This window comes from Pseudomonas sp. BF-R-01 (genome assembly GCF_019946615.1).
In the GTDB taxonomy this organism is placed as follows: domain Bacteria; phylum Pseudomonadota; class Gammaproteobacteria; order Pseudomonadales; family Pseudomonadaceae; genus Aquipseudomonas; species Aquipseudomonas migulae.
The window spans coordinates 1-20,868 of record NZ_JAGYFX010000050.1; the positions used below are offsets into that span (position 1 = coordinate 1).

Below are 20,868 nucleotides of genomic sequence, written 5' to 3' on the forward strand. Positions count from 1 at the left end.
TGATTCGAGGCCGCCATCGCCGGCAAGCCGGCTCCTACAGTGGTTCCGTTGATTAGCGGTAAACGCCGTCCTTGCCGTGCGCAGTCGTTGCGCGGTTGCTGCGCACGCTGATCATCAACTTGATATCAATCCAGTCAATGCCCTGAGCTTTCAGCTTTGGCAATTCGCGCTCCAGCACTGCCAGCGTCTGCGGATACGGATGCCCGATCATCACCGCCGAACCCTGTTTGTGCGCCAGATTGATCGCGGTCTGTAGCTGGGTGAAGATCGCCGCTTCCGTTCGCTCATCATCCAGAAACACATCCCGCGAAACACTCGCCAACCCGATCTTCTGCGCTTCGGCCGCTGCCACGGTTTGCGCGCTGGTGCGGCTGTCGACGAAGAACTTGTGCCGCCGCTGCAACTCCGCCATCAACCAGGCCATCGCGGGTTGCTGTGCGGTCATGCGACTGCCCATGTGGTTGTTGATGCCGCTTGTGTACGGGACCATTTTGAACGCCGCGTCGAGGCGCTTCTCAAGCTCTTCGATGGGCAGCTCGGGATGCCAGGCGAACGGCCCCGTGGCGGGGTCCATCGGCATGTGCAGGATGACGATCTTGCCGGCGCGATGAGCTTCGCGAGCGAATTCGGTGGCGTGGGGTGTGTCGGGCATGATCGCCGTGGTCACCGGGCCGGGCAGGGCCAGCACGCGGCGATCCCGGGGCAGGTTCTGCCCCAGGTCATCGATGATCAGGCTGATGTAGGCTTTTTGAGGGGCGGGCGCCGCGTGAGCAACACCCGCCAGACAGCACAACAGACCGAGAACCAACCGCAGGCGCATCTCAGCGGCCGGAGGTGATGCTCAACCCTTTGAGCAGGCTCAGGGCCTGGGCCAACTGGTAGTCATCGTCCTGCGGCATCGCCTTGGCCTTGGCGCTGGAGCCGGTCGGTTTGTCGGCGCCGCCGTTGCCATTGCCCAGGTGACCTTGCAGATCGGCTTCCTTGAAGTATTCGCCGTCCTGCTCGCTGGTGATCTTGGCCTTGCGCACTTCGATGTCCGGGACGATGCCCTGGGCCTGGATCGAGCGGCCGTTCGGCGTGTAATACAGCGCCGTGGTGATCTTCAGCGCGCGGTCGTTGTTCAGCGGCAGCACGGTTTGCACCGAGCCCTTGCCGAAACTGGTCGTGCCCATGACCACTGCGCGTTTTTGATCCTGCAGGGCGCCGGCCACAATTTCCGAGGCCGAGGCGCTGCCGCCGTTGATCAGTGCAACCATCGGCACCGCTTCGCTTTCGTCTTTGCCGGTGGCGGAGAAGCGCAGCTCGGAGTTGGCGATGCGGCCCTTGGTGTAAACGATCAGGCCCTTGGTGATGAAGTGGTCGACCACTTCCACCGCTGCCTGCAGCACGCCGCCCGGGTTGTTACGCAGGTCGAGGATGATGCCTTTGAGCTTCTTGCCGTTGTCCTTGCGCAACTTGGCCAGGGCCTTGGAGACTTCTTCGCCGGTCTTGACCTGGAACTGGGTGATGCGGATGTAGCCGTAGCCGGACTCCAGCAACTGGCTCTTCACGCTCTTCACCTGAATGATGGCGCGGGACAGGGTCACGTCGAACGGCGTGCCGCCATCGCGAACCAGGGTCAGGGTGATTTTCTGGCCGATCTTGCCGCGCATCTTGTCCACGGCTTCGGTCATGCTCTGGCCGCGAGTCGGCTGGCCGTTGATCTTGACGATGAAGTCGCCGGCCTGAATGCCGGCCTTCGAGGCGGGCGTGTCATCAATCGGCGAAACCACCTTGATGAAACCGTCTTCGGCACCGACTTCGATGCCCAGGCCGCCGAATTCGCCGCTGGTGCTTTCCTGCAACTCAGCGAAGTCTTCCGGGCCCAGGTAGGCGGAGTGCGGGTCGAGGTTGCTGAGCATGCCTTTGATGGCGTTTTCCAGCAGGGTCTTGTCGTCCACCGGTTCGACATAGGCTGCCTTGATCCGGTCCATGACCTCGGCAAAGGTGCGCAACTCTTCCAGCGGCAGCGGCGCCTTGGTAGTCGCAGCAGTGCCCGCAGGCGCGACCGCCGGAGCCGGTTGAGCAGCGAACGCCAGAGGCGCGCCGATCACCAGGGCGATCGTCAGGGCCAGCGAGGTAAGACGGGACAAATGCAGCATGTCGAACGAACTCCTAATGTAGGTGACTCAACGCCTATCCTTGCGCGCGGCACCATTGCGCCGGATCACTCGGGTGACCCTGCTGACGAATTGCGAAATACAGTGCTGGAGTGTCCTGCCCGCCGCTGTTACCGACAGTGGAGATGGACTCACCGGCTTTCACCACGTCACCCGCAGACTTGAGCAGCGTCTGGTTGTGACCGTAAAGACTCAAAAAACCGTTGCCGTGGTCAAGGATCACCAGCAAGCCGGCACCGCGCAGCCAGTCGGCAAACACCACGCGGCCTCCGTGCACGGCATGCACCTGGCTGCCGGCGGAGGCGCTGATCATCACGCCGTCCCACTTGGTGCGGGCGTCGTCGCCACGGGTTTCGCCAAAGCGTGCCAGCAGTCGACCATCAACCGGCCATGGAAGTTTTCCCCGGCTGGAAGCAAACGGGCCGCCAAACGTCTCGCCTGAGCTTGAAACCAAGGCGCCGGGTGTCGATTTAACGGGTTTGCGTGGGGCGTCAGTGGCGTCTGCATCTGCTGCCGCCTGAGCCTCACGTAAACGCTTTTTTTCGGCTTCCTGCTGGGCAATCAGCGCTTTTTGCCGCGCTTCTTCTGCCTCACGAGCCTGGCGGGCCAGGGTTTCTTCGATGGTTTTAAGGACTTTAGACAGGTCTGCCTGATCTTGCTCGCGGGCGGCCAGTTTCTGATCGCGAGCCTTTACGTCATCGCTGAGCTTGGCGAGGACTTGCTGGCGTTCCTGACGGACTTTGTCGAGTTCATCGCGCTGGCTGTCGAGGCTGCTCTTTTGCACCAGCAACTGCGCTTGTTGCAGGGCGATGTCTTTTTCGACGTTGGCCAGTTGGCGCAAGGTTTCGTTGAAACTCTTCAACTGCTCCAGGCGGGCCTGGCTCAGGTAATCGTAATAGGTGAGGGTGCGGGCGAATTTTTCCGGATTCTGCTGGTTGAGCAGCAGCTTCAAATACTCCTGACGGCCGTTCTGATAGGCCGCGCGGGCCTGAATGGCGATCAGTCTTTGCTGTTCAATGCGCGCGCTCTGGAGTTTTTTTTTCTCACCATCGAGACGCTGCAGCTCGGATTCGCTTTTCTTCAGCTCTTTTTGCAGGGCTTCGACCTGCTTCTCGAGCTTGCCCATCTCGGTCTCGGTGCCCTTGAGGTCTTTCTGCACCCCGGATTTTTCTTCCTGGAGCTTGCCCAGCAGTTTTTTCAGCTCGGCGATGTCCTGACGCGTGGCGTCCAACTGTTGTTGGGTTTGCGCGCGCTCGTCAGCAAAGGCCGGTTGGAGCAGGCAAGTCAGGGCAAGGGCTATCAGGACGCGAAGCATAGAGGCGGGCGACACCAGGGAAAGGGACGGCCTAGTATGCCCGCCCCACGCTGCAAAAAAAACGCCCAATTGGGGCTGTGTGATAACCGGCCCGAAAAACACCGCAAACCCACTGTAGGAGCGAGCCTGCTCGCGATAGGGCCTTAACATTCAACATAGATGTCGACGGTCAGATAGCTATCGCGAGCAAGCTTGCTCCTACAGGGTTTGGCGGTGTTTGAGCGACCGGGTTACACCAGGATCGAAGTCCCGGTCATTTCAGCCGGTTTTTCCAGGCCCAACAGCTTCAGCATGGTCGGCGCCACATCCGCCAGCACGCCGCCTTCACGCACCTTCAAGTCACGCTTGCCGACATAAATGAACGGCACCGGTTCGGTGGTGTGCGCGGTATGCGCCTGGCCGGTGGTTTCATCGGACATCTGCTCGACGTTGCCGTGGTCAGCCGTGATCAGCGCTTCGCCGCCGACTTTGTCCAGCGCATCGACGATGCGGCCGACGCACAGGTCCAGGCATTCCACGGCTTTCACCGCTGCTTCGAACACGCCGCTGTGGCCGACCATGTCGCCGTTGGCGTAGTTGACCACGATCACGTCGTAACGCTGGTTTTCGATGGCGTCGACGATGCGGTCGGTGACTTCCGGCGCGCTCATTTCCGGCTGCAAGTCATAAGTGGCGACTTTCGGCGACGGGATCAGGATGCGTTCTTCGCCCGGGAACGGTTCTTCACGACCGCCGGAGAAGAAGAAGGTCACGTGGGCATACTTCTCGGTTTCGGCGATGCGCAGCTGCGTCTTGCCGTTTTTCGCCAGGAAGTCGCCGAGCACGTTGTCCAGGCTGCCGGCGGCGAAGGCCGATGGCGCGGGGATGCTGGCGGCGTATTGGGTGAGCATGACGAAACCGGCCAGTTTTGGCTGGCGCGCACGTTCGAAATCCTTGAAACCGTCTTCGACGAACACGCGGGTCAGCTCGCGGGCGCGGTCGGCGCGGAAGTTCATGAACACTACGGCGTCGCCGTCTTCGACTTTAACCGGCTCGCCGATGGAGGTGGCTTTGACGAATTCGTCGCTCTCGCCACGCTCGTACGCGGCTTGCAGGCCTTCCTGGGCGCTGGCGGCGTTGAATTCGCCATTGCCATCGACGATCAGGTTGTAAGCCTGGGACACGCGGTCCCAACGGTTGTCGCGGTCCATGGCGAAGTAACGGCCAATAATGCTGGCGATCCGGCCTTTGCCGAGGGCCTGGAAGGTCGCGTCGAGCAGTTCGATCGACGACTGGGCGCTTTTCGGCGGCGTGTCGCGGCCATCGAGGAAAGCGTGCAGGTAGATTTTTTCCGCGCCGCGTTTGGCAGCCAATTCGGCCATGGCAACCAGGTGATCCTGGTGGCTGTGAACGCCGCCATCGGACAGCAGGCCCATGAAGTGCACGGCTTTGCCGGCGGCAACGGCTTTATCCACAGCCGCGCAGATGGTCGGGTTCTCGAAGAACTCGCCGTCGCGGATCGATTTGGTCACGCGAGTAAAGTCTTGATACACAACGCGGCCGGCACCGAGGTTCATGTGGCCGACTTCGGAGTTGCCCATCTGGCCATCCGGCAGGCCGACGTCCATGCCACTGCCCGAGATCAGACCGTTCGGCACGGTGGCCCACAGACGGTCCAGTACGGGCTTCTTCGCCGCATAGATGGCGTTGGATTCAGGGCTCTCACTGTGACCGAAGCCGTCGAGAATAATCAGGACCAAAGGTTTAGGCGTGGTAGTCATGGATTCCACTCGTGGCTGAGTTAAAAGAGGGCAATGGAAAAGGGAGTGGCAGTTTAAAGCGAAGTTCCGACGGCGTCACCGCCGGACGGGGTTTGGCCCACCATAGTGGCTGTGTATACTGGCCGACATTTTAACGCCCTGGAACCTCCTTCGATGGTTGCTCACCTGATTGAATTTGCCACTAACCACTATCTGCTCGTCGGTATCTTCGTGGTACTGCTGGCGTTGCTGATCGCCTATCAGATGCAAGGCGGCGGCCGCAGCCTGAGCACCGGTGAACTGACCGGCCTGGTCAACAAGGACGCGGGCGTTGTGATCGACATTCGTCCGGTCAAGGATTTCGCCGCCGGTCATATTGTTGGCGCGTTGAACATTCCTCACGACAAACTGGCCGCTCGCGTGGCCGAACTGGAAAAGCACAAGGCCAAGACCATCATCCTGGTCGACGCCATGGGCCAGACCGCCGGCACTCACGCTCGCGAACTGATGAAGTCCGGCTTCACCGCCGCCAAGCTGTCCGGCGGTATTTCCAGCTGGAAAGGCGACAACCTGCCGCTGGTGAAGTGATATGAGCAACGTCGTCGTCTATTCCAGCGATTACTGCCCTTACTGCTCGCGAGCCAAGTACCTGCTCGAGAACAAAGGTGTGGCCTTCGAAGAGATCAAGGTCGATGGCAAGCCGCAGGTGCGCGCCGCCATGGCCCAGAAGGCCGGGCGCACGTCCGTGCCGCAGATCTGGATCGGTGAGCGCCACGTTGGCGGTTGTGATGATTTGTTTGCCCTTGAGCGCGCCGGCAAGCTCGACGCCATGCTCAAGGCCTGAATGCCTTCCCTATAAGACCCCAAGATCAGAAAGGATCTGAGATGACTGACCAACAGAACACTGCAGCTAGCGAAGAAGAAACCGCACCGCAATTCTCCTTGCAGCGCATCTACGTACGTGACTTGTCGTTCGAAGCCCCGAAAAGCCCGGCGATCTTCCGCCAGCAGTGGGAACCAAGCGTCGGTCTGGATCTGAACACCCGCCAGAAGGCACTGGAAGGCGACTTCCACGAAGTCGTGCTGACCCTGTCCGTGACCGTGAAAAACGGTGAAGAAGTAGCGTTCATCGCTGAAGTGCAACAGGCCGGGATCTTCCTGATCAAGAACCTGGACGACGCTTCGATGAGCCACACCCTCGGCGCGTTCTGCCCGAACATCCTGTTCCCGTACGCTCGCGAAACCCTGGACAGCCTGGTGACCCGTGGTTCGTTCCCGGCCCTGATGCTGGCCCCGGTCAACTTCGACGCGCTGTACGCACAAGAACTGCAACGCATGCAGGCGGCTGGCGAAACTCCAACCGTTCAATAAGCTGCGCAGCGACACCCGTGTGGGAGTGAGCCTGCTCGCGATGGCGGTGTGTCAGATGACATCAATGTCAGCTGACACACCGCCATCGCGAGCAGGCTCACTCCCACATTTGTTATGGGGTGTTATTTGAAGTCGTTCTGCCGCCACGCTTCGTAGACGGCAACCGCCACAGTGTTCGACAGGTTCAGGCTGCGACAGCCTTCGCGCATCGGTAAACGCAGACGTTGTTCGCCGGGCAGGGCATCCAGCACTTCTGCCGGCAAGCCTCGGCTTTCCGGGCCGAACAGAAAGGCATCGCCCTCGGCGAAGCTCGCGTCATGGAACGGCCGCGAACCCTTGGTGGTAAACGCGAACACCCTTGGATGACCAAGGCTCTCCAGGCAACTGGCGAGGTCCGCATGGCGTTGCAGGGTGGCATACTCGTGGTAATCGAGGCCGGCCCGGCGCAGGCGCTTGTCGTCCATCTCGAAGCCCAGCGGTTCGATCAAATGCAGGTGGCAGCCACTGTTGGCGCACAGCCTGATAACGTTGCCGGTATTCGGCGGAATTTCTGGTTGAAAAAGGATGACGTGAAACATGCACGGCTCCGAAGGTAAAGATGACGGGCATTCTACGCCGCAAGCGGATCCCCGTTCGAAACTATTCCCGCGCGTGATGGGTTCGCTGGCGATTGTCGGGGTAATGGTGGGGCTGATGATCGGTCGCCTGACCACGCCCGACCCCAGTGAATTGCAGCAGATCGAGGTGACGAACGACGGCCTGGTGGTGTGGTTCAACAACGAACCCAAGTCCCACGGCGAGTTTATCGACGGCAGCCTGGCGTTGCTGTTCGAGGCGGAGGGCAAGACGCAGAAAGGTCAGCTCAAGCTCAACGACAAGAACGTGAACTGGCGGGTGCGATTGAGTGATGGGGGGTTGTTGCTGTCGGTGGTGGCGGCCCGGCCACTGCAAGGCGAGTGGGCCGGTAGCGAGGTCGATGACCGCTGGCGGCTGGAGATCCATCTCCGGGAGCAATAAAAGAGGGAATCCCCGGCCTGCCTGTACCAAGGTTCCCAAAACGGGAGGGCTCGCGCATTGCGTGAGCCCGGTGTAAAGAAGGAACCCCTGACCTGCCTGTATCAAGGGCCCCAAAACTGTTTGGGCTCGTCGCAAGTGCGGTGTGAGCCCGATGTAAAGAGGGGAATCCCCGGCCTGCCTGTACCAAGGTCCCCGAAACCGGGTAGTGAACTGAATCACTGAATGGACTATTGCAGGGGGCGTGCCAGGTTTTAACAGCTTGAAACAATCACGCCCTCTGAAACGCCGAAAGCCCCGTAATACGGGGCTTTCGTGTTTTTTCGCCAGGGGTTCGATTGTGAACGCAGGTGGGGTTTTGGATCGGTTGGTGTGCGCGATTGCGGTTCACTCTGCATTCAGTCGGTGCATGTTGGCCCCAAAAGCTTCGCGGGCAAGCCTCGCTCCTACAGGATTTCTACCAACCTGTAGGGGCGAGGCTTGCCCGCGAATGGATCTATGCAACGATGATGATCTAAAGGCTGATTAACCCTCATCCCCCTCATCATCATCCCCACCATCCACCTTCATCCCCAGTTCCTTGATCTTGCGCGTCAGGGTATTACGCCCCCAACCCAGCAATACCGCTGCATCACGACGACGGCCAGCGGTGTGCTTGAGCGCAGTCTCGATCATGATCCGCTCAAACGCCGGCACTGCGCTGTCGAGCAGGCTCGACTGACCACGCGCCAACGCCTGATCGGCCCACTGGCGCAGCGCTTGCTCCCAGTTGGTCACCGGCGCCGAATCCTGCGGCAGGCTCAGCAGCTCTGGTGGCAGGTCACTGATGTGCACTTCGCGACCCGAAGCCATCACCGTGATCCAGCGGCAGGTGTTCTCCAGCTGACGAACGTTGCCGCCCCACGGCAGGTTCTTCAGGTATTCCTCGGTTTCGCTTTTCAACAGCTTCGGCTCGACCGCCAGTTCTTGCGCGGCGCGGCTGAGGAAGTGCTTGGCGAGGGTCGGGATGTCTTCGCGACGGTCCGACAGGCGTGGAATATGAATGCGGATCACGTTAAGGCGGTGGAACAAGTCTTCACGGAATTTCCCGGCGTGCACCAGGGTTTCCAGATTCTGGTGAGTCGCGGCGATGATCCGCACGTCGACTTTGACCGGCACGTGGCCGCCGACGCGGTAGAACTCGCCGTCTGCCAGCACGCGCAGCAAACGGGTCTGCGTGTCCGCCGGCATATCGCCGATTTCATCAAGGAACAGCGTGCCGCCATCCGCCTGTTCGAATCGTCCGCGACGCAGGTTGGCCGCACCGGTGAACGCGCCTTTTTCATGGCCGAACAGCTCGGATTCCATCAGGTCTTTCGGGATGGCCGCCATGTTCAGCGCAATGAATGGCGAAGCCGCCCGTGGACTGTGGCGATGCAGGGCGTGGGCGACCAGCTCTTTACCCGTACCCGATTCACCGTTGATCAGCACGGTAATGTTGGAGTGGCTCAAGCGCCCGATGGCGCGAAACACTTCCTGCATCGCCGGCGCTTCGCCGATGATTTCCGGGGTGCGGGTCAGGGCGACCGGGACTTCCAGGCCTTGCTGTTCCTGGGCGTGCTGGTTGGCGCGCTTGACCAGGGACACCGCTTCGTCGACATCGAACGGCTTGGGCAGGTATTCGAACGCGCCGCCCTGATAGGACGCGACAGCGCTGTCCAGATCGGAGTGCGCAGTCATGATGATCACTGGCAGCCGTGGGTGTTGCTCGCGAATCCGCGCCAGAAGGTCCAGACCGCTGGCACCCGGCATGCGAATGTCGGAGATGATCACGTCCGGCTGCTGGCGCGCCAGGCGGCTCATCACGCCATCGGCGCTGTCGAAGCTTTGCGTGGTCATGCCTTCCTGCTGCAAGGCTTTTTCCAGGACCCAACGGATAGAACGGTCGTCATCGACGATCCACACGGTTTCACTACGGCTCATGTCGATGTGGCTCCTTGTTCCAGTGGCAGAAAGATCGAGAAGGTGGTGTGGCCTGGATGGCTGTCACATTCGATCAGGCCCTGGTGCTGGCTGATGATGTTCTGGGTAATGGCCAGGCCGAGCCCGGTACCGTCCGGGCGCCCGCTGACCATGGGAAAGAAGATGGTTTCCTGAAGTTCCGCAGGAATGCCGGGGCCGTTGTCGATGATTTCGATCTTGGTCACCAGGCGATGGCGCACGTGGCCAATGGTGAACTGGCGCATGGCGCGGGTGCGCAGGCTGATGCGGCCCAGGCGCAGCTCGTTCTGGCTGCTGATGGCCTGCATCGCGTTGCGCACGATATTCAGGACGGCCTGAATCATCTGTTCGCGGTCGATCAACACGTCGGGAATGCTTGGGTCGTAATCGCGCACCAATGTGATGCAGCCCTGGCTTTCCGCCTCGACCAAGTGGCAGACGCGCTCCAGCACTTCGTGGACGTTGCACATGGCCAGCGATGGCAGCTTGTTGGAACCGAGCATGCGATCGACCAGGTTTCGCAGGCGGTCGGCTTCTTCAATGATGACATTGGTGTAATCGCGCAGGCTTTCTTCCGGCAGTTCGCGGGCGAGCAACTGGGCCGCACCGCGAATCCCGCCGAGCGGATTCTTGATCTCGTGAGCGAGGCCGCGCACCAGCATCTTGCTGGTTTCCTGCTTTGACAGCTGCGCCTCTTCCTTGGTGATCCGCAGCAAGCGGTCACGCGGGTGGACTTCCAGCAGCAGCATGGTGGCGCCGTTGGCCAGGATCGGTGTGACCGCGTAATCGACGGTCAGCGTCTGGCCGGTCAGGGCGGTGAGCATCGCTTCGCGTTTGGTGAACGGATGCGCCTGCTCGACTGCCTGGCGCAGGGAATTCAGGGCTTCGGTGGATTCGGTGAACAACTCACTGATGAACTGCCCATGGCTGCGCTGGCCACTGATGGCCAGCAGCATCTCCGCCGCCGGGTTCATGTACTCGAGGCGCAGTTCGGCGTCGAGCAGGATGGTGGCGGTGGTCAGGTTGTCGAGCAGCAATCGATGCAGTGCGTCGCTAATGGTCATCAGGACCTCTTTTGGAGCAGGGCATGCGCGTGAATAACGCGCCGATATGAGGAAAATGCAAAAACCAAACCAAGGCTCCGAAAAGAAGCGTTAAAGGCCTGAAACGGGCGTTTGACGCTCGTTTGCGTGGCGTTCTGCCAGCTTTTGCGGGTACTTTCGAACCAAAATGGGTTGATATTTGGGTACGGTGCAACCTATCGCACCAATATAGTGCGCAAAGCTGAACGAGGTTAGAAGAAACGCAGGAAGGGATTTTTTGGCTCGATGGGTTTGTCCTTGAGCGGACACTCCGGTCGTTGGCCGTAGTCGGTCAACGTGCAGGGTTTGACCTGGCGTTTTTGTGCTAGGGAAATGCGCAGCATATGGAAGGGTTGATTGGCGGTGCGCTCGACGATGCGGCCGTGTTCGTCGAGGATTTCCACGGACAGGTTGTGGCTGCCACGATCGATGTTGCTCAAGGCGAACACCGGGCTCGGACCCGGTTCAGCGGTGGGCTGCCCGTCCAGCAACAAGCGGTAGCGATGACCTCGTTGCAGGCCGGGCTCGCTGGTGATGCTGACGATCAGCTCGCCGGCGGTGCTGCGGATTGTGGCGTCGGGCTCGGGCACCAGCACTCGCAGCATGTCGTAGCGGAACAGGGGTTTGGTTTCGGTCCGTTTCTCGGCAATCACCGGCGCTGCGCCGGTCGGGCTGGTGGACATGCGGTTGCTCGTCGCCAGCGGCACGCGTTTGGCGTTGCCGGAGCCAGGCTGGTCGGTGAAGACCCGATTGCCCTGTGCGTCGATGTAAGTGAAGACTTCGGCCGATGCGGACAGCGCGATCAGGCAGGCGGCCAGCAGCCATAACCTCACGGCTTGTGCACCCGCTGAACCGTGAAGGTCACGGTCGGACTCTGCTGCACGATGTCTTCCCCGTCGATCACCTGCACCGCGAGGCTGTGAGTGCCGCGATCAATGTTGACCAGTTGCAGGATCGGCACGTTGCTCGGCTGGCCGTAAGGCTGGTCGTCCAGCAGCAGCCTGAAAAGATGCGGGCCTTGCAAGCGCGGTTTGATCAACACGTTGACGGTGAAGGTGCCGTTGTTGGCCCGCAGCGCTTCGGTGGTGGGCAGGTTGGTCAGCTCCAGCACCTCGTAGGCGCTGCGAGGTTGTTCGCGGCTGGTGGCTTCGGCGGGTGGGGCAGGAGGCGCCTGGCGCTCGACGCTGTTGAGCGGCGGCAGTTCGACCGGCTGAGCCTTCACACCGTCGGGTGGTTGATTGCTGTAGGCGGTGTTGCCGGCGGCGTCGGTGTACTTATAGATCTGCGCGGCGGCGGGCAGGGCGATCAACAGCAGGATGAACAGAAAACCACGACCCATAAAATCGACCAGAAACGAACGCGTTGGGTTGCAGCATAGGTCAGGGCTGGTGATTGACCCAAGTTGTAAACATTTGGGCATGATTTCCTGCAATACATCAGGCGACGCAAGTCCCTGTGGGAGCGAGCCTGCTCGCGAAAGCGGTGCGTCATTCAAAATCAATGTTGGATGTGACGACCCCTTCGCGAGCAGGCTCGCTCCCACAGAAAAGCGGGGCCATCCGCGGAATCGCGGGCACAAAAAAGGCCTCCCGAAGGAGGCCTCTTTTTTGTCACGCCGCTTGCGCAGGCGCTACCGGATCAGCAGCTGTAGTACAGCTCGTATTCCAGTGGGTGTACGAAGGTGCGTACCTTGATTTCTTCTTCGCTTTTCAGAGCGATGTAAGCGTCGATGAAGTCATCGGAGAACACGCCGCCTTTGGTCAGGAACGCACGACCTTTGTCCAGCTCTTCCAGGGCTTCTTTCAGGCTGCCGCAAACTTGTGGGATCTCTTTCGCCTCTTCAGGCGGCAGGTCGTACAGGTTTTTGTCAGCTGCATCGCCAGGGTGGATCTTGTTCTGGATACCGTCCAGGCCAGCCATCATCAGTGCTGCGAAGCACAGGTACGGGTTGGCAGCTGGATCCGGGAAGCGTGCTTCGATACGGCGGCCTTTCGGGCTCGACACGTAAGGAATACGGATCGAAGCGGAGCGGTTACGGGCCGAGTAGGCCAGCATCACTGGAGCTTCGAAGCCTGGAACCAGACGCTTGTAGGAGTTGGTCGCCGGGTTGGTGAAGCCGTTCAGGGCCTTACCGTGTTTGATGATGCCGCCGATGAAGTACAGGGCGGTATCGGACAGACCGGCATAGCCTTCACCTGCGAAGGTGTTCTTGCCGTCTTTCCAGATGGACATGTGCACGTGCATGCCCGAGCCGTTGTCGCCGTACAGAGGCTTAGGCATGAAGGTAGCGGTGCGGCCGTAGGCATCGGCCACGTTGTGCACGACGTACTTCAGGGTTTGGGTTTCGTCGGCTTTCTTCACCAGGGTGTTGAACTTGACGCCGATTTCGTTCTGGCCGGCAGTTGCCACTTCGTGGTGGTGAACTTCGACGGTCAGGCCCATTTCTTCCAGTGCGTTGCACATGGAGGTACGGATTTCGTGGTCGTGGTCGAACGGTGGAACCGGGAAGTAGCCGCCTTTGACGCCTGGACGGTGGCCTTTGTTGCCGCCTTCCACGTCCTGGTCGGACATCCACGAGCCTTGTTCAGAGTAGATCTTGAACATGGAACCGGAGATGTCGGACTTGAACTTCACTTGGTCGAAGATGAAGAACTCTGGCTCCGGACCGGCATACACAGTGTCGCCGATGGCGGTGGATTTGAGGTATTCCTCTGCGCGCTTGGCGATCGCACGTGGGTCGCGATCGTAGCCTTGCATGCTCGAAGGTTCGATGATGTCGCAGACCAGGATCAGGGTCGGCTCTTCGGTGAACGGGTCCAGTACGGCAGTGCTGTCGTCCGGCAGCAGGATCATGTCGGAGGCTTCGATGCCTTTCCAGCCAGCGATGGAGGAACCGTCGAACATCTTGCCGACTTCGAAGAAGTCTTCATCCAGCGCGTCGCGAGCCGGCATGGTCACGTGGTGCTGGGTGCCTTTGGTGTCCGTGAAGCGCAGATCAATCCACTTGACGTCATGATCTTTGATGAGTTGAACCGACTTCGACATAGTGTCCTCCGGGTGGCTTCGGGCTTAGTAGTGGATGCCCTTAGAATGTGGGTGATGCCGGCGCGAATACTCTGCCAAGGCAACCTGCCTCACAAGGGAGCAAATTGCATGCCAGTGCCCCACCATGGGTTTTTTGCCCCAATATCACGCTTATAAAGGTGTAAAGCGCATTAATGGGGAAAATCCCGCCCTACAATGTGGCGCTAAAATCAATAAATGACCTGTTTTGGTGCGTGCAAAACCTTCTGCACATTAACTGGTTAAACCTTGAGCAATTTCCGCTATAATCCGCGCCCCCCTTTTTCGGCAGGCCTCGCGCGCGCTGTTTCCATGAAATTAATCGTAAAAGTCTTCCCAGAGATCACCATCAAGAGCCGCCCGGTACGGATGCGTTTCATCCGCCAGTTGGCCAAGAACATCCGTGCCGTGCTCCGCGATCTGGATCCGGCCGTGGTGGTGAACGGCGTGTGGGACAACCTCGAGCTGGAAACCCGCGTCAGCGATCCCAAGGCTCTGAAGGAGATGGGCGAGCGTCTGAGCTGCATGCCGGGCGTCGCGCACTTCCTGCAAATCGATGAGTACCCGCTGGGTGATTTCGACGACATCGTTGAAAAATGCAAGCAGCACTACGGTGATGCACTGGCCGGCAAGATTTTCTCGGTGCGTTGCAAACGCGCCGGCAAGCACCCATTCAGCTCGATAGATATTGAGAAATACGTCGGCAGCCAGTTGCGCCGCCAGTGCGGTGCCGCCGGGATCGACCTGAAAAAACCTGAAATCGAAGTCCGAATCGAAGTTCGCGACCAACGGTTGTTCGTGATCCATAGTCAGCACAACGGCATCGGCGGTTATCCGCTGGGTGCCCTGGAACAGACGCTTGTGCTGATGTCCGGCGGCTTCGACTCCACTGTGGCGGCCTACCAGATCATGCGTCGCGGCCTGATGGCCCACTTCTGCTTCTTCAATCTGGGCGGAAGGGCCCACGAACTGGGCGTGATGGAAGTCGCGCACTTCATCTGGAAGAAGTACGGCAGCTCCCAACGCGTGTTATTTGTCAGTGTGCCGTTCGAGGAAGTACTGGGAGAAATTCTCGGTAAAGTCGATAACAGTCATATGGGCGTAGTATTGAAGCGTATGATGTTGCGCGCTGCGACCCAAATTGCCGATCGACTGCAAATCGAAGCGCTGGTGACCGGGGAGGCGATCTCCCAGGTGTCGAGCCAGACATTGCCGAATCTGAACGTGATCGACTGCGTGACCGAGAAGCTGGTGCTGCGCCCGCTGATCGCCAGTCACAAGCAGGACATCATCGATCTGGCCAACGAAATCGGTACCGCCGATTTCGCCCGGCACATGCCGGAGTATTGCGGGGTCATTTCAGTCAACCCGAAGACGGCTGCCAAGCGCCACCGGGTGGAGCATGAAGAGAAAGAATTCGACATGGCAGTCCTTGAGCGTGCGCTCGAGAACGCCAAACTGGTGCCGATCGATCGCGTGATCGACGAATTGGGCCAGGATTTGCAGATCGAAGAAGTCAGCGAAGCACTGGCGGGCCAGATCATCATCGACATCCGTCACCCGGATGCCGCTGAAGACGAGCCGCTGGAACTCGGTGGCATTGAGGTACAGACGATGCCGTTTTATGCATTGAACGCTCGTTTCAAGGAACTGGACCCTACTCGCCAGTACCTGCTGTATTGCGACAAAGGCGTGATGAGTCGCCTGCATGCCCACCATTTGCTCAGTGAGGGGCATGCCAATGTGCGCGTTTATCGACCGAGCTAAGAGCCCGGGGCTGTTTGCCTGTGGCCTGCGTCATCGGCCCCCCGACTCTGCCGTCAAGCTGTAACGGCAAGGCCTGACTCTACTGTTAATCGCTGCCAAGACTTGTCAGCACACCGAATCCTCTGATCGAGATACACAAGTGATCGAAAATCTACGCAACATCGCCATCATTGCTCACGTTGACCATGGTAAAACCACCCTGGTAGACAAACTCCTGCGTCAATCCGGCACTCTGGAGCGCAACGAGCTCAACGACGAGCGCGTGATGGACTCCAACGACCAGGAAAAAGAGCGCGGTATTACCATTCTGGCGAAAAACACCGCCATCAACTGGAACGGCTACCACATCAACATCGTGGATACCCCGGGCCACGCCGACTTCGGCGGCGAAGTTGAACGCGTAATGTCGATGGTTGACTCCGTTCTGCTGCTGGTTGACGCTCAAGACGGCCCTATGCCGCAAACCCGTTTCGTGACCAAGAAGGCTTTCGAAGCCGGCCTGCGTCCGATCGTGTGCATCAACAAGGTTGACCGTCCAGGCGCGCGTCCGGACTGGGTTCTGGACCAGATCTTCGACCTGTTCGACAACCTGGGTGCCACCGAAGAACAGCTGGACTTCAAAGTCGTCTACGCCTCGGCCCTGAACGGTATTGCCGGTCTGGACCACACCGACATGGCTGAAGACATGACCCCGCTGTACCAGTCGATCGTCGACAACGTACCTGCGCCGAAAGTTGACCGTGAAGGCCCGTTCCAGATGCAAATCTCGGCACTGGACTACAACAGCTTCCTGGGTGTTATCGGTGTTGGCCGTATCGCTCGTGGTAGCGTCAAGCCGAACACTCCGGTTGTCGCCATCGGCGCCGACGGCAAGAAACGCAACGGCCGTATCCTGAAGCTGATGGGTCACCACGGTCTGCACCGTATCGACGTTGAAGAAGCGTTTGCCGGTGACATCGTGTGCGTGAGCGGTATGGACTCGCTGTTCATCTCCGACACCCTGTGCCAGCCGGACAACGTCGAGGCGATGAAGCCTCTGACCGTTGACGAGCCAACCGTTTCCATGACCTTCCAGGTGAACGACTCGCCTTTCTGCGGTAAAGAAGGCAAGTTCGTGACTTCCCGTAACATCAAGGAACGTCTGGACAAAGAGCTGCTGTACAACGTTGCACTGCGCGTTGAAGAAGGCGACTCGGCTGACAAGTTCAAGGTTTCCGGCCGTGGTGAGCTGCACCTCTCGGTACTGATCGAAACCATGCGTCGCGAAGGCTTCGAAATGGGCGTTGGTCGTCCTGAAGTGATCATCCGTCAGGTTGACGGCGTGAAGCAGGAACCGTTTGAAAACGTCACCATCGACACCCCTGAAGAATCCCAGGGCAAGGTCATGGAAGAGATGGGTCTGCGTAAGGGCGACCTGACCAACATGGTGCCGGATGGCAAAGGCCGTGTGCGTCTGGAATACAACATCCCTGCTCGTGGTCTGATCGGTTTCCGTAACCAGTTCCTGACCCTGACCAACGGTGCTGGCATCCTGACCTCGATCTTCGATCGCTACGACACCATGAAGTCCGGCGACATGTCCGGTCGTCAGAACGGTGTTCTGGTATCGGTAGAAACCGGCAAGGCTCTGACCTACTCCCTGGAAACCCTGCAGGCACGTGGCAAGCTGTTCGTTGAACACGGTCAGGAAATCTACAACGGTCAGATCGTTGGTCTGAACAGCCGTGATAACGACATGGGCGTCAACCCAACCAAAGGTAAGAAGCTCGACAACATGCGTGCTTCGGGTAAAGACGAAACCATCGCTCTGGTTCCACCTGTTCGCTTCACCCTGGAACAGGCCCTGGAATTCATCCAGGACGACGAGCTGTGTGAAGTTACTCCTAAGTCCATCCGTCTTCGCAAGAAGATCCTGGACGAAGGCGAGCGTACCCGCGCTGCCAAGAAAGCCAAGAACTGAGTTTTAGTTCAGGCTGAATGAAAACGCCCCCGGTCGAAAGGCCGGGGGCGTTTTTGTTTGTCTGCGATTTGTGTGGCGTCTGTACCGGCCTCATCGCGAGCAGGCTCGCTCCCACAGGGTATTGATGGTGAACACATAATTTGTGCACGACACCAATCACTGTGGGAGCGAGCCTGCTCGCGATGAGGTCAGGTCAAGCAGCGAAGATTCAGATCAGAATTTCTCGAGAGGCCGACGGCTGCTGCTGGTCTCGCGCGCCACTTCTTTCGGCTTGTAAGCGCAATACCCAGGTCGCGGCCCGATCTTCGGGTGGTTGCGGCAAGTATCCGGGCGCTTTTCATAAATAGTGCACAGACGGCTCTTACGATCCAGGTACAGGCAATCGTTGTTGCTCATGCGCTGGAGGGTGAAGATCTCGGTCTTCTGGCTGTAACGCTCGACGATCCCTTCCTTCTGCAAACGCTTGGCGATGTTCTTCGCCGGTTCGCCGCGCTCGAACTCGTCGACGATGCCGATGCGGATCAGATCCTTGATCTTGACCTCGACCGGCAGGGTGCAGCAGCTGGATACGCAGGAACCGCACATCGGCGCAGAGTATTTGGCCCAGGTATCGAGACGATCGATCTCTGCGGCGGCGATCAGGTTGGGCTTCATCATCGGTTGTTACCAGCGTGTGCATCAGGGCGCGCGATCATACCGGGACTGGTGGATTTTTGAACAACCTTTCGCCAGATTTTTTTAACTGTGGTCAACAACCCTTGAATTCCGGCACGGCCCCTGCATTGATTCAGGTACACGACAAGGTAATGCCGACCTATCTCGCACTAACAGGAAAAACTGCCGAACCAGAGCCTCTACCGCCTGTCAGACCGTCTAGGCTCAGACAACTCAAAGCTCGCTCGAGGTCTTATCGATGACTCAAGAACCACTTGTTCGCGAAGCAGAGGTGGCCGCATTCCGCGACGCCGTCTTGACCAAACTCACCTACGCGGTGGGCAAAGACCCGGATCACGCCTTCGACCACGACTGGTTCGAAGCCATTGCGCTGGCTGCGCGCGATCACATGGTCGAGCACTGGATGGACCACACCCGGCAGATCTACCGCAAAGGTCAGAAGCGGGTTTATTACCTCTCCCTGGAATTTCTCATCGGCCGGCTGCTCTACGACAGTTTGAGCAACCTCGGCCTGCTCGACGTCGCCCGCGAAGCGCTGACCGAGCTCGGCGTCGACCTCGAACGTATCCGCCTGCTGGAGCCCGACGCAGCCTTGGGCAACGGCGGCCTCGGTCGTCTGGCGGCGTGCTTCATGGAAAGCATGTCGACCCTCGGCATCGCCGGCCACGGTTATGGCATTCGTTACGAACACGGCTTGTTCCGCCAGGCGATTGTCGATGGCTGGCAGCAGGAACAGACCGAACACTGGCTGGATTTCGGCAACCCGTGGGAATTCGAACGGCCAGAAGTGGTTTACCCGATCGGCTTCGGCGGCAGCGTCGAAACCGTGACCGACTCAAACGGCAAGTCCAAGCAAGTCTGGTCCCCGGCGGAAACCGTGCGCGCCATTGCTTATGACACTCCGGTAGTCGGCTGGCGCGGGGCGAGCGTCAACACGCTGCGCCTGTGGCGTGCCCGTGCGATGGAAGATTTGCACCTTGAGCGCTTTAACGCCGGCGACCACCTCGGCGCGGTCGCTGAAGTGGCGCGGGCGGAAAGTATCTCTCGCGTACTGTACCCGGCGGACAGCACCGAGGCCGGCCAGGAACTGCGCCTGCGCCAGGAATACTTCTTTGTCGCGGCATCTCTCCAGGATTTGCTGCGCCGTCATCGCAACATGCACACCTCGGTGCTGACCCTGGGCGACCACGCGGCAATCCAGCTCAACGACACTCACCCGTCCATTGCCGTGGCCGAGTTGATGCGCCAATTGGTCGATGTCTACGACGTGGCGTGGGACGCCGCGTGGCAGGTCACCGTCGACACGCTTTCGTACACCAACCACACGCTGTTGCCGGAAGCGCTGGAAACCTGGCCGGTCGGTTTGATGGAGCGGATGCTGCCAAGGCACATGCAGATCATTTACCTGATCAACGCCCAGCACATCGATTCGCTACGTGCCAAAGGCATCCATGATTTTGACGTGCTGCGCGCGGTATCGCTGATCGAAGAGGACAACGGTCGCCGTGTGCGCATGGGCAACCTGGCGTTTCTCGGCTCCCACAGCGTCAACGGCGTGTCCGGACTGCACACGCAACTGATGCGCAAAACCGTGTTCTCGGAACTGCACAAGCTCTACCCGGAGCGGATCAACAACAAGACCAACGGCATTACCTTCCGCCGCTGGTTGTATCAGGCCAACTCGGAATTGACCTCGATGCTGGTCGATGCCCTCGGCCCTGATCTGTTGGATAACCCGGAGGAGCGCTTGCTCGATCTGGAACCGTTCGCGGAAAAAGCCGCGTTCCGCAAGGCCTTCGCCGAACAGCGCCTGCATAGCAAAAAAGCGCTGGCGTACATCATTCACGAGCGCCTTGGGGTCGCGGTCAACCCGGCGGCGATGTTCGACGTGCAGGTCAAACGGATCCACGAATACAAACGTCAGTTGCTCAACTTGCTGCACACCGTCGCGCTGTATCAGGCGATTCGCGCCGAGCCGGAAATCGACTGGGTGCCGCGAGTGAAGATCTTCGCCGGCAAGGCCGCCGCCAGTTATCACCAGGCCAAGCTGATCATCAAACTGACCAACGACATCGCCCGGGTGGTGAACAACGACCCGACTGTGCGCGGCTTGCTCAAAGTGGTGTTCCTGCCTAACTACAACGTCAGCCTGGCGGAGAGCATCATTCCGGCGGCGGATTTGTCCGAGCAGATTTCCACTGCAGGCTTCGAGGCGTCGGGCACCAGTAACATGAAGTTCGGCCTCAACGGCGCGCTGACGATTGGTACGCTGGACGGCGCCAACGTGGAAATGTGCGAGCGCATCGGCGCCGAGCACATGTTCATCTTCGGCCTCAGCGCGCAGCAGGTTGAAGCGCGCAAACAGAATCATGAATTCAATGCGACGCCGGACATTGCCGCGTCCCATCGGCTCAATGATGTGCTGCAAGCGATTCGTGGCGGGGTGTTCTCGCCGGATGATCCGTCCCGTTACACCGGCTTGATCGATTCGCTGATCGACTACGACCGCTTCCTGGTCTGCGCCGATTTCGATTCCTACTGGGACGCGCAGATGCGTGTTGAAGCCCATTGGCACGACTCGAATGAGTGGTGGCGTTCGGCGGTGTTGAACACGTCCCGGATGGGCTGGTTCTCCTCGGACCGGACCATTCGCGAGTACGCGACGGATATCTGGAAGGCATTGGAGTAACTTTTAGCCACAAATGTGCGCAAGGTCCGACGGTTGTTGGACCTGACCGATATA

The 20,868-nt window shown here is 59.4% G+C and carries 18 protein-coding genes; 7 read left to right on the forward strand and 11 right to left on the reverse strand.

Annotation, left to right across the window (positions count from 1 at the left end):
- Positions 1-52: 52 nt before the first annotated feature.
- The 4 genes from KGB27_RS18760 to gpmI all read right to left on the reverse strand — a co-directional run bounded on the left by KGB27_RS18760 (position 53) and on the right by gpmI (position 5,234).
- Complete coding sequence (locus tag KGB27_RS18760; RefSeq protein ID WP_008041001.1) at positions 53-820, reverse strand: divergent polysaccharide deacetylase family protein; 768 nt, start codon at positions 818-820, stop codon at positions 53-55.
- 1 nt (position 821) lies between these two features.
- The gene (locus KGB27_RS18765) at positions 822-2,141 is read right to left on the reverse strand and encodes a S41 family peptidase (protein ID WP_008024923.1); all 1,320 of its coding nucleotides are present in this window, start codon (positions 2,139-2,141) and stop codon (positions 822-824) included.
- Between the two features lie 34 nt (positions 2,142-2,175).
- The gene (locus KGB27_RS18770; RefSeq protein WP_008024921.1) at positions 2,176-3,474 is read right to left on the reverse strand and encodes a murein hydrolase activator EnvC family protein; all 1,299 of its coding nucleotides are present in this window, start codon (positions 3,472-3,474) and stop codon (positions 2,176-2,178) included.
- 230 nt (positions 3,475-3,704) lie between these two features.
- Positions 3,705-5,234, reverse strand: a complete 1,530-nt coding sequence (gpmI, locus tag KGB27_RS18775; RefSeq protein WP_223555727.1) for a 2,3-bisphosphoglycerate-independent phosphoglycerate mutase — start codon at positions 5,232-5,234, stop codon at positions 3,705-3,707.
- A gap of 153 nt (positions 5,235-5,387) precedes the next feature.
- Here gpmI and KGB27_RS18780 point away from each other — a divergent pair, with 153 nt between their 5' ends.
- From KGB27_RS18780 to secB, 3 genes are read left to right on the forward strand one after another with little or no spacing between them, the layout of a single operon-like run.
- A complete protein-coding gene (locus KGB27_RS18780) occupies positions 5,388-5,801 on the forward strand; it encodes a rhodanese-like domain-containing protein (protein WP_008024918.1) in 414 nt (137 codons plus the stop codon).
- 1 nt (position 5,802) lies between these two features.
- Complete coding sequence (grxC, locus tag KGB27_RS18785) at positions 5,803-6,057, forward strand: glutaredoxin 3 (protein ID WP_008024917.1); 255 nt, start codon at positions 5,803-5,805, stop codon at positions 6,055-6,057.
- A gap of 41 nt (positions 6,058-6,098) precedes the next feature.
- Complete coding sequence (gene secB, locus KGB27_RS18790) at positions 6,099-6,584, forward strand: protein-export chaperone SecB (RefSeq protein WP_007897410.1); 486 nt, start codon at positions 6,099-6,101, stop codon at positions 6,582-6,584.
- A gap of 122 nt (positions 6,585-6,706) precedes the next feature.
- On the opposite strand, the gene trmL is transcribed toward secB, so the two are convergent.
- Positions 6,707-7,162, reverse strand: coding sequence for a tRNA (uridine(34)/cytosine(34)/5-carboxymethylaminomethyluridine(34)-2'-O)-methyltransferase TrmL (gene trmL, locus KGB27_RS18795; protein WP_008040998.1), 456 nt, complete (start codon positions 7,160-7,162; stop codon positions 6,707-6,709).
- Here trmL and KGB27_RS18800 point away from each other — a divergent pair.
- A complete protein-coding gene (locus KGB27_RS18800) occupies positions 7,161-7,601 on the forward strand; it encodes a hypothetical protein (RefSeq protein ID WP_032828573.1) in 441 nt (146 codons plus the stop codon). The genes trmL and KGB27_RS18800 overlap by 2 nt on opposite strands.
- Positions 7,602-8,123: 522 nt before the next feature.
- Here the strand turns inward: KGB27_RS18800 and ntrC are convergent.
- The 5 genes from ntrC to glnA all read right to left on the reverse strand — a co-directional run bounded on the left by ntrC (position 8,124) and on the right by glnA (position 13,705).
- Entirely contained in the window at positions 8,124-9,560 is a 1,437-nt protein-coding gene (ntrC, locus tag KGB27_RS18805) for a nitrogen regulation protein NR(I) (protein WP_008024910.1), read from the reverse strand.
- On the reverse strand, positions 9,557-10,642 hold the full coding sequence (glnL, locus tag KGB27_RS18810; protein ID WP_008024908.1) for a nitrogen regulation protein NR(II): 1,086 nt from the start codon (positions 10,640-10,642) through the stop codon (positions 9,557-9,559). The genes ntrC and glnL overlap by 4 nt, the downstream gene beginning before the upstream one ends.
- A 230-nt stretch (positions 10,643-10,872) precedes the next feature.
- Complete coding sequence (locus tag KGB27_RS18815) at positions 10,873-11,493, reverse strand: DUF4124 domain-containing protein (protein ID WP_223555730.1); 621 nt, start codon at positions 11,491-11,493, stop codon at positions 10,873-10,875.
- Positions 11,490-11,999, reverse strand: coding sequence for a DUF4124 domain-containing protein (locus tag KGB27_RS18820; RefSeq protein WP_207284654.1), 510 nt, complete (start codon positions 11,997-11,999; stop codon positions 11,490-11,492). The genes KGB27_RS18815 and KGB27_RS18820 overlap by 4 nt, the downstream gene beginning before the upstream one ends.
- Positions 12,000-12,298: 299 nt before the next feature.
- Positions 12,299-13,705, reverse strand: coding sequence for a type I glutamate--ammonia ligase (glnA, locus tag KGB27_RS18825; protein ID WP_008028021.1), 1,407 nt, complete (start codon positions 13,703-13,705; stop codon positions 12,299-12,301).
- A 330-nt stretch (positions 13,706-14,035) separates the two neighbouring features.
- On the opposite strand from glnA, the gene thiI reads away from it, so the two are divergent.
- Positions 14,036-15,490 (forward strand): tRNA uracil 4-sulfurtransferase ThiI, encoded by a 1,455-nt coding sequence (gene thiI / locus KGB27_RS18830; protein WP_008040995.1) that lies wholly within the window; start codon positions 14,036-14,038, stop codon positions 15,488-15,490.
- Between the two features lie 139 nt (positions 15,491-15,629).
- Positions 15,630-17,450, forward strand: a complete 1,821-nt coding sequence (gene typA, locus KGB27_RS18835) for a translational GTPase TypA (RefSeq protein ID WP_008028025.1) — start codon at positions 15,630-15,632, stop codon at positions 17,448-17,450.
- Between the two features lie 213 nt (positions 17,451-17,663).
- On the opposite strand, the gene KGB27_RS18840 is transcribed toward typA, so the two are convergent.
- A complete protein-coding gene (locus tag KGB27_RS18840; RefSeq protein ID WP_090473876.1) occupies positions 17,664-18,104 on the reverse strand; it encodes a YkgJ family cysteine cluster protein in 441 nt (146 codons plus the stop codon).
- A 259-nt stretch (positions 18,105-18,363) separates the two neighbouring features.
- Between KGB27_RS18840 and KGB27_RS18845 the strand changes: the two genes are divergently transcribed.
- Positions 18,364-20,814 carry a glycogen/starch/alpha-glucan phosphorylase gene (locus KGB27_RS18845; RefSeq protein WP_008028030.1) on the forward strand — a complete coding sequence of 817 codons (2,451 nt, stop codon included), beginning with the start codon at positions 18,364-18,366 and terminating at the stop codon, positions 20,812-20,814.
- Positions 20,815-20,868 lie beyond the last annotated feature (54 nt).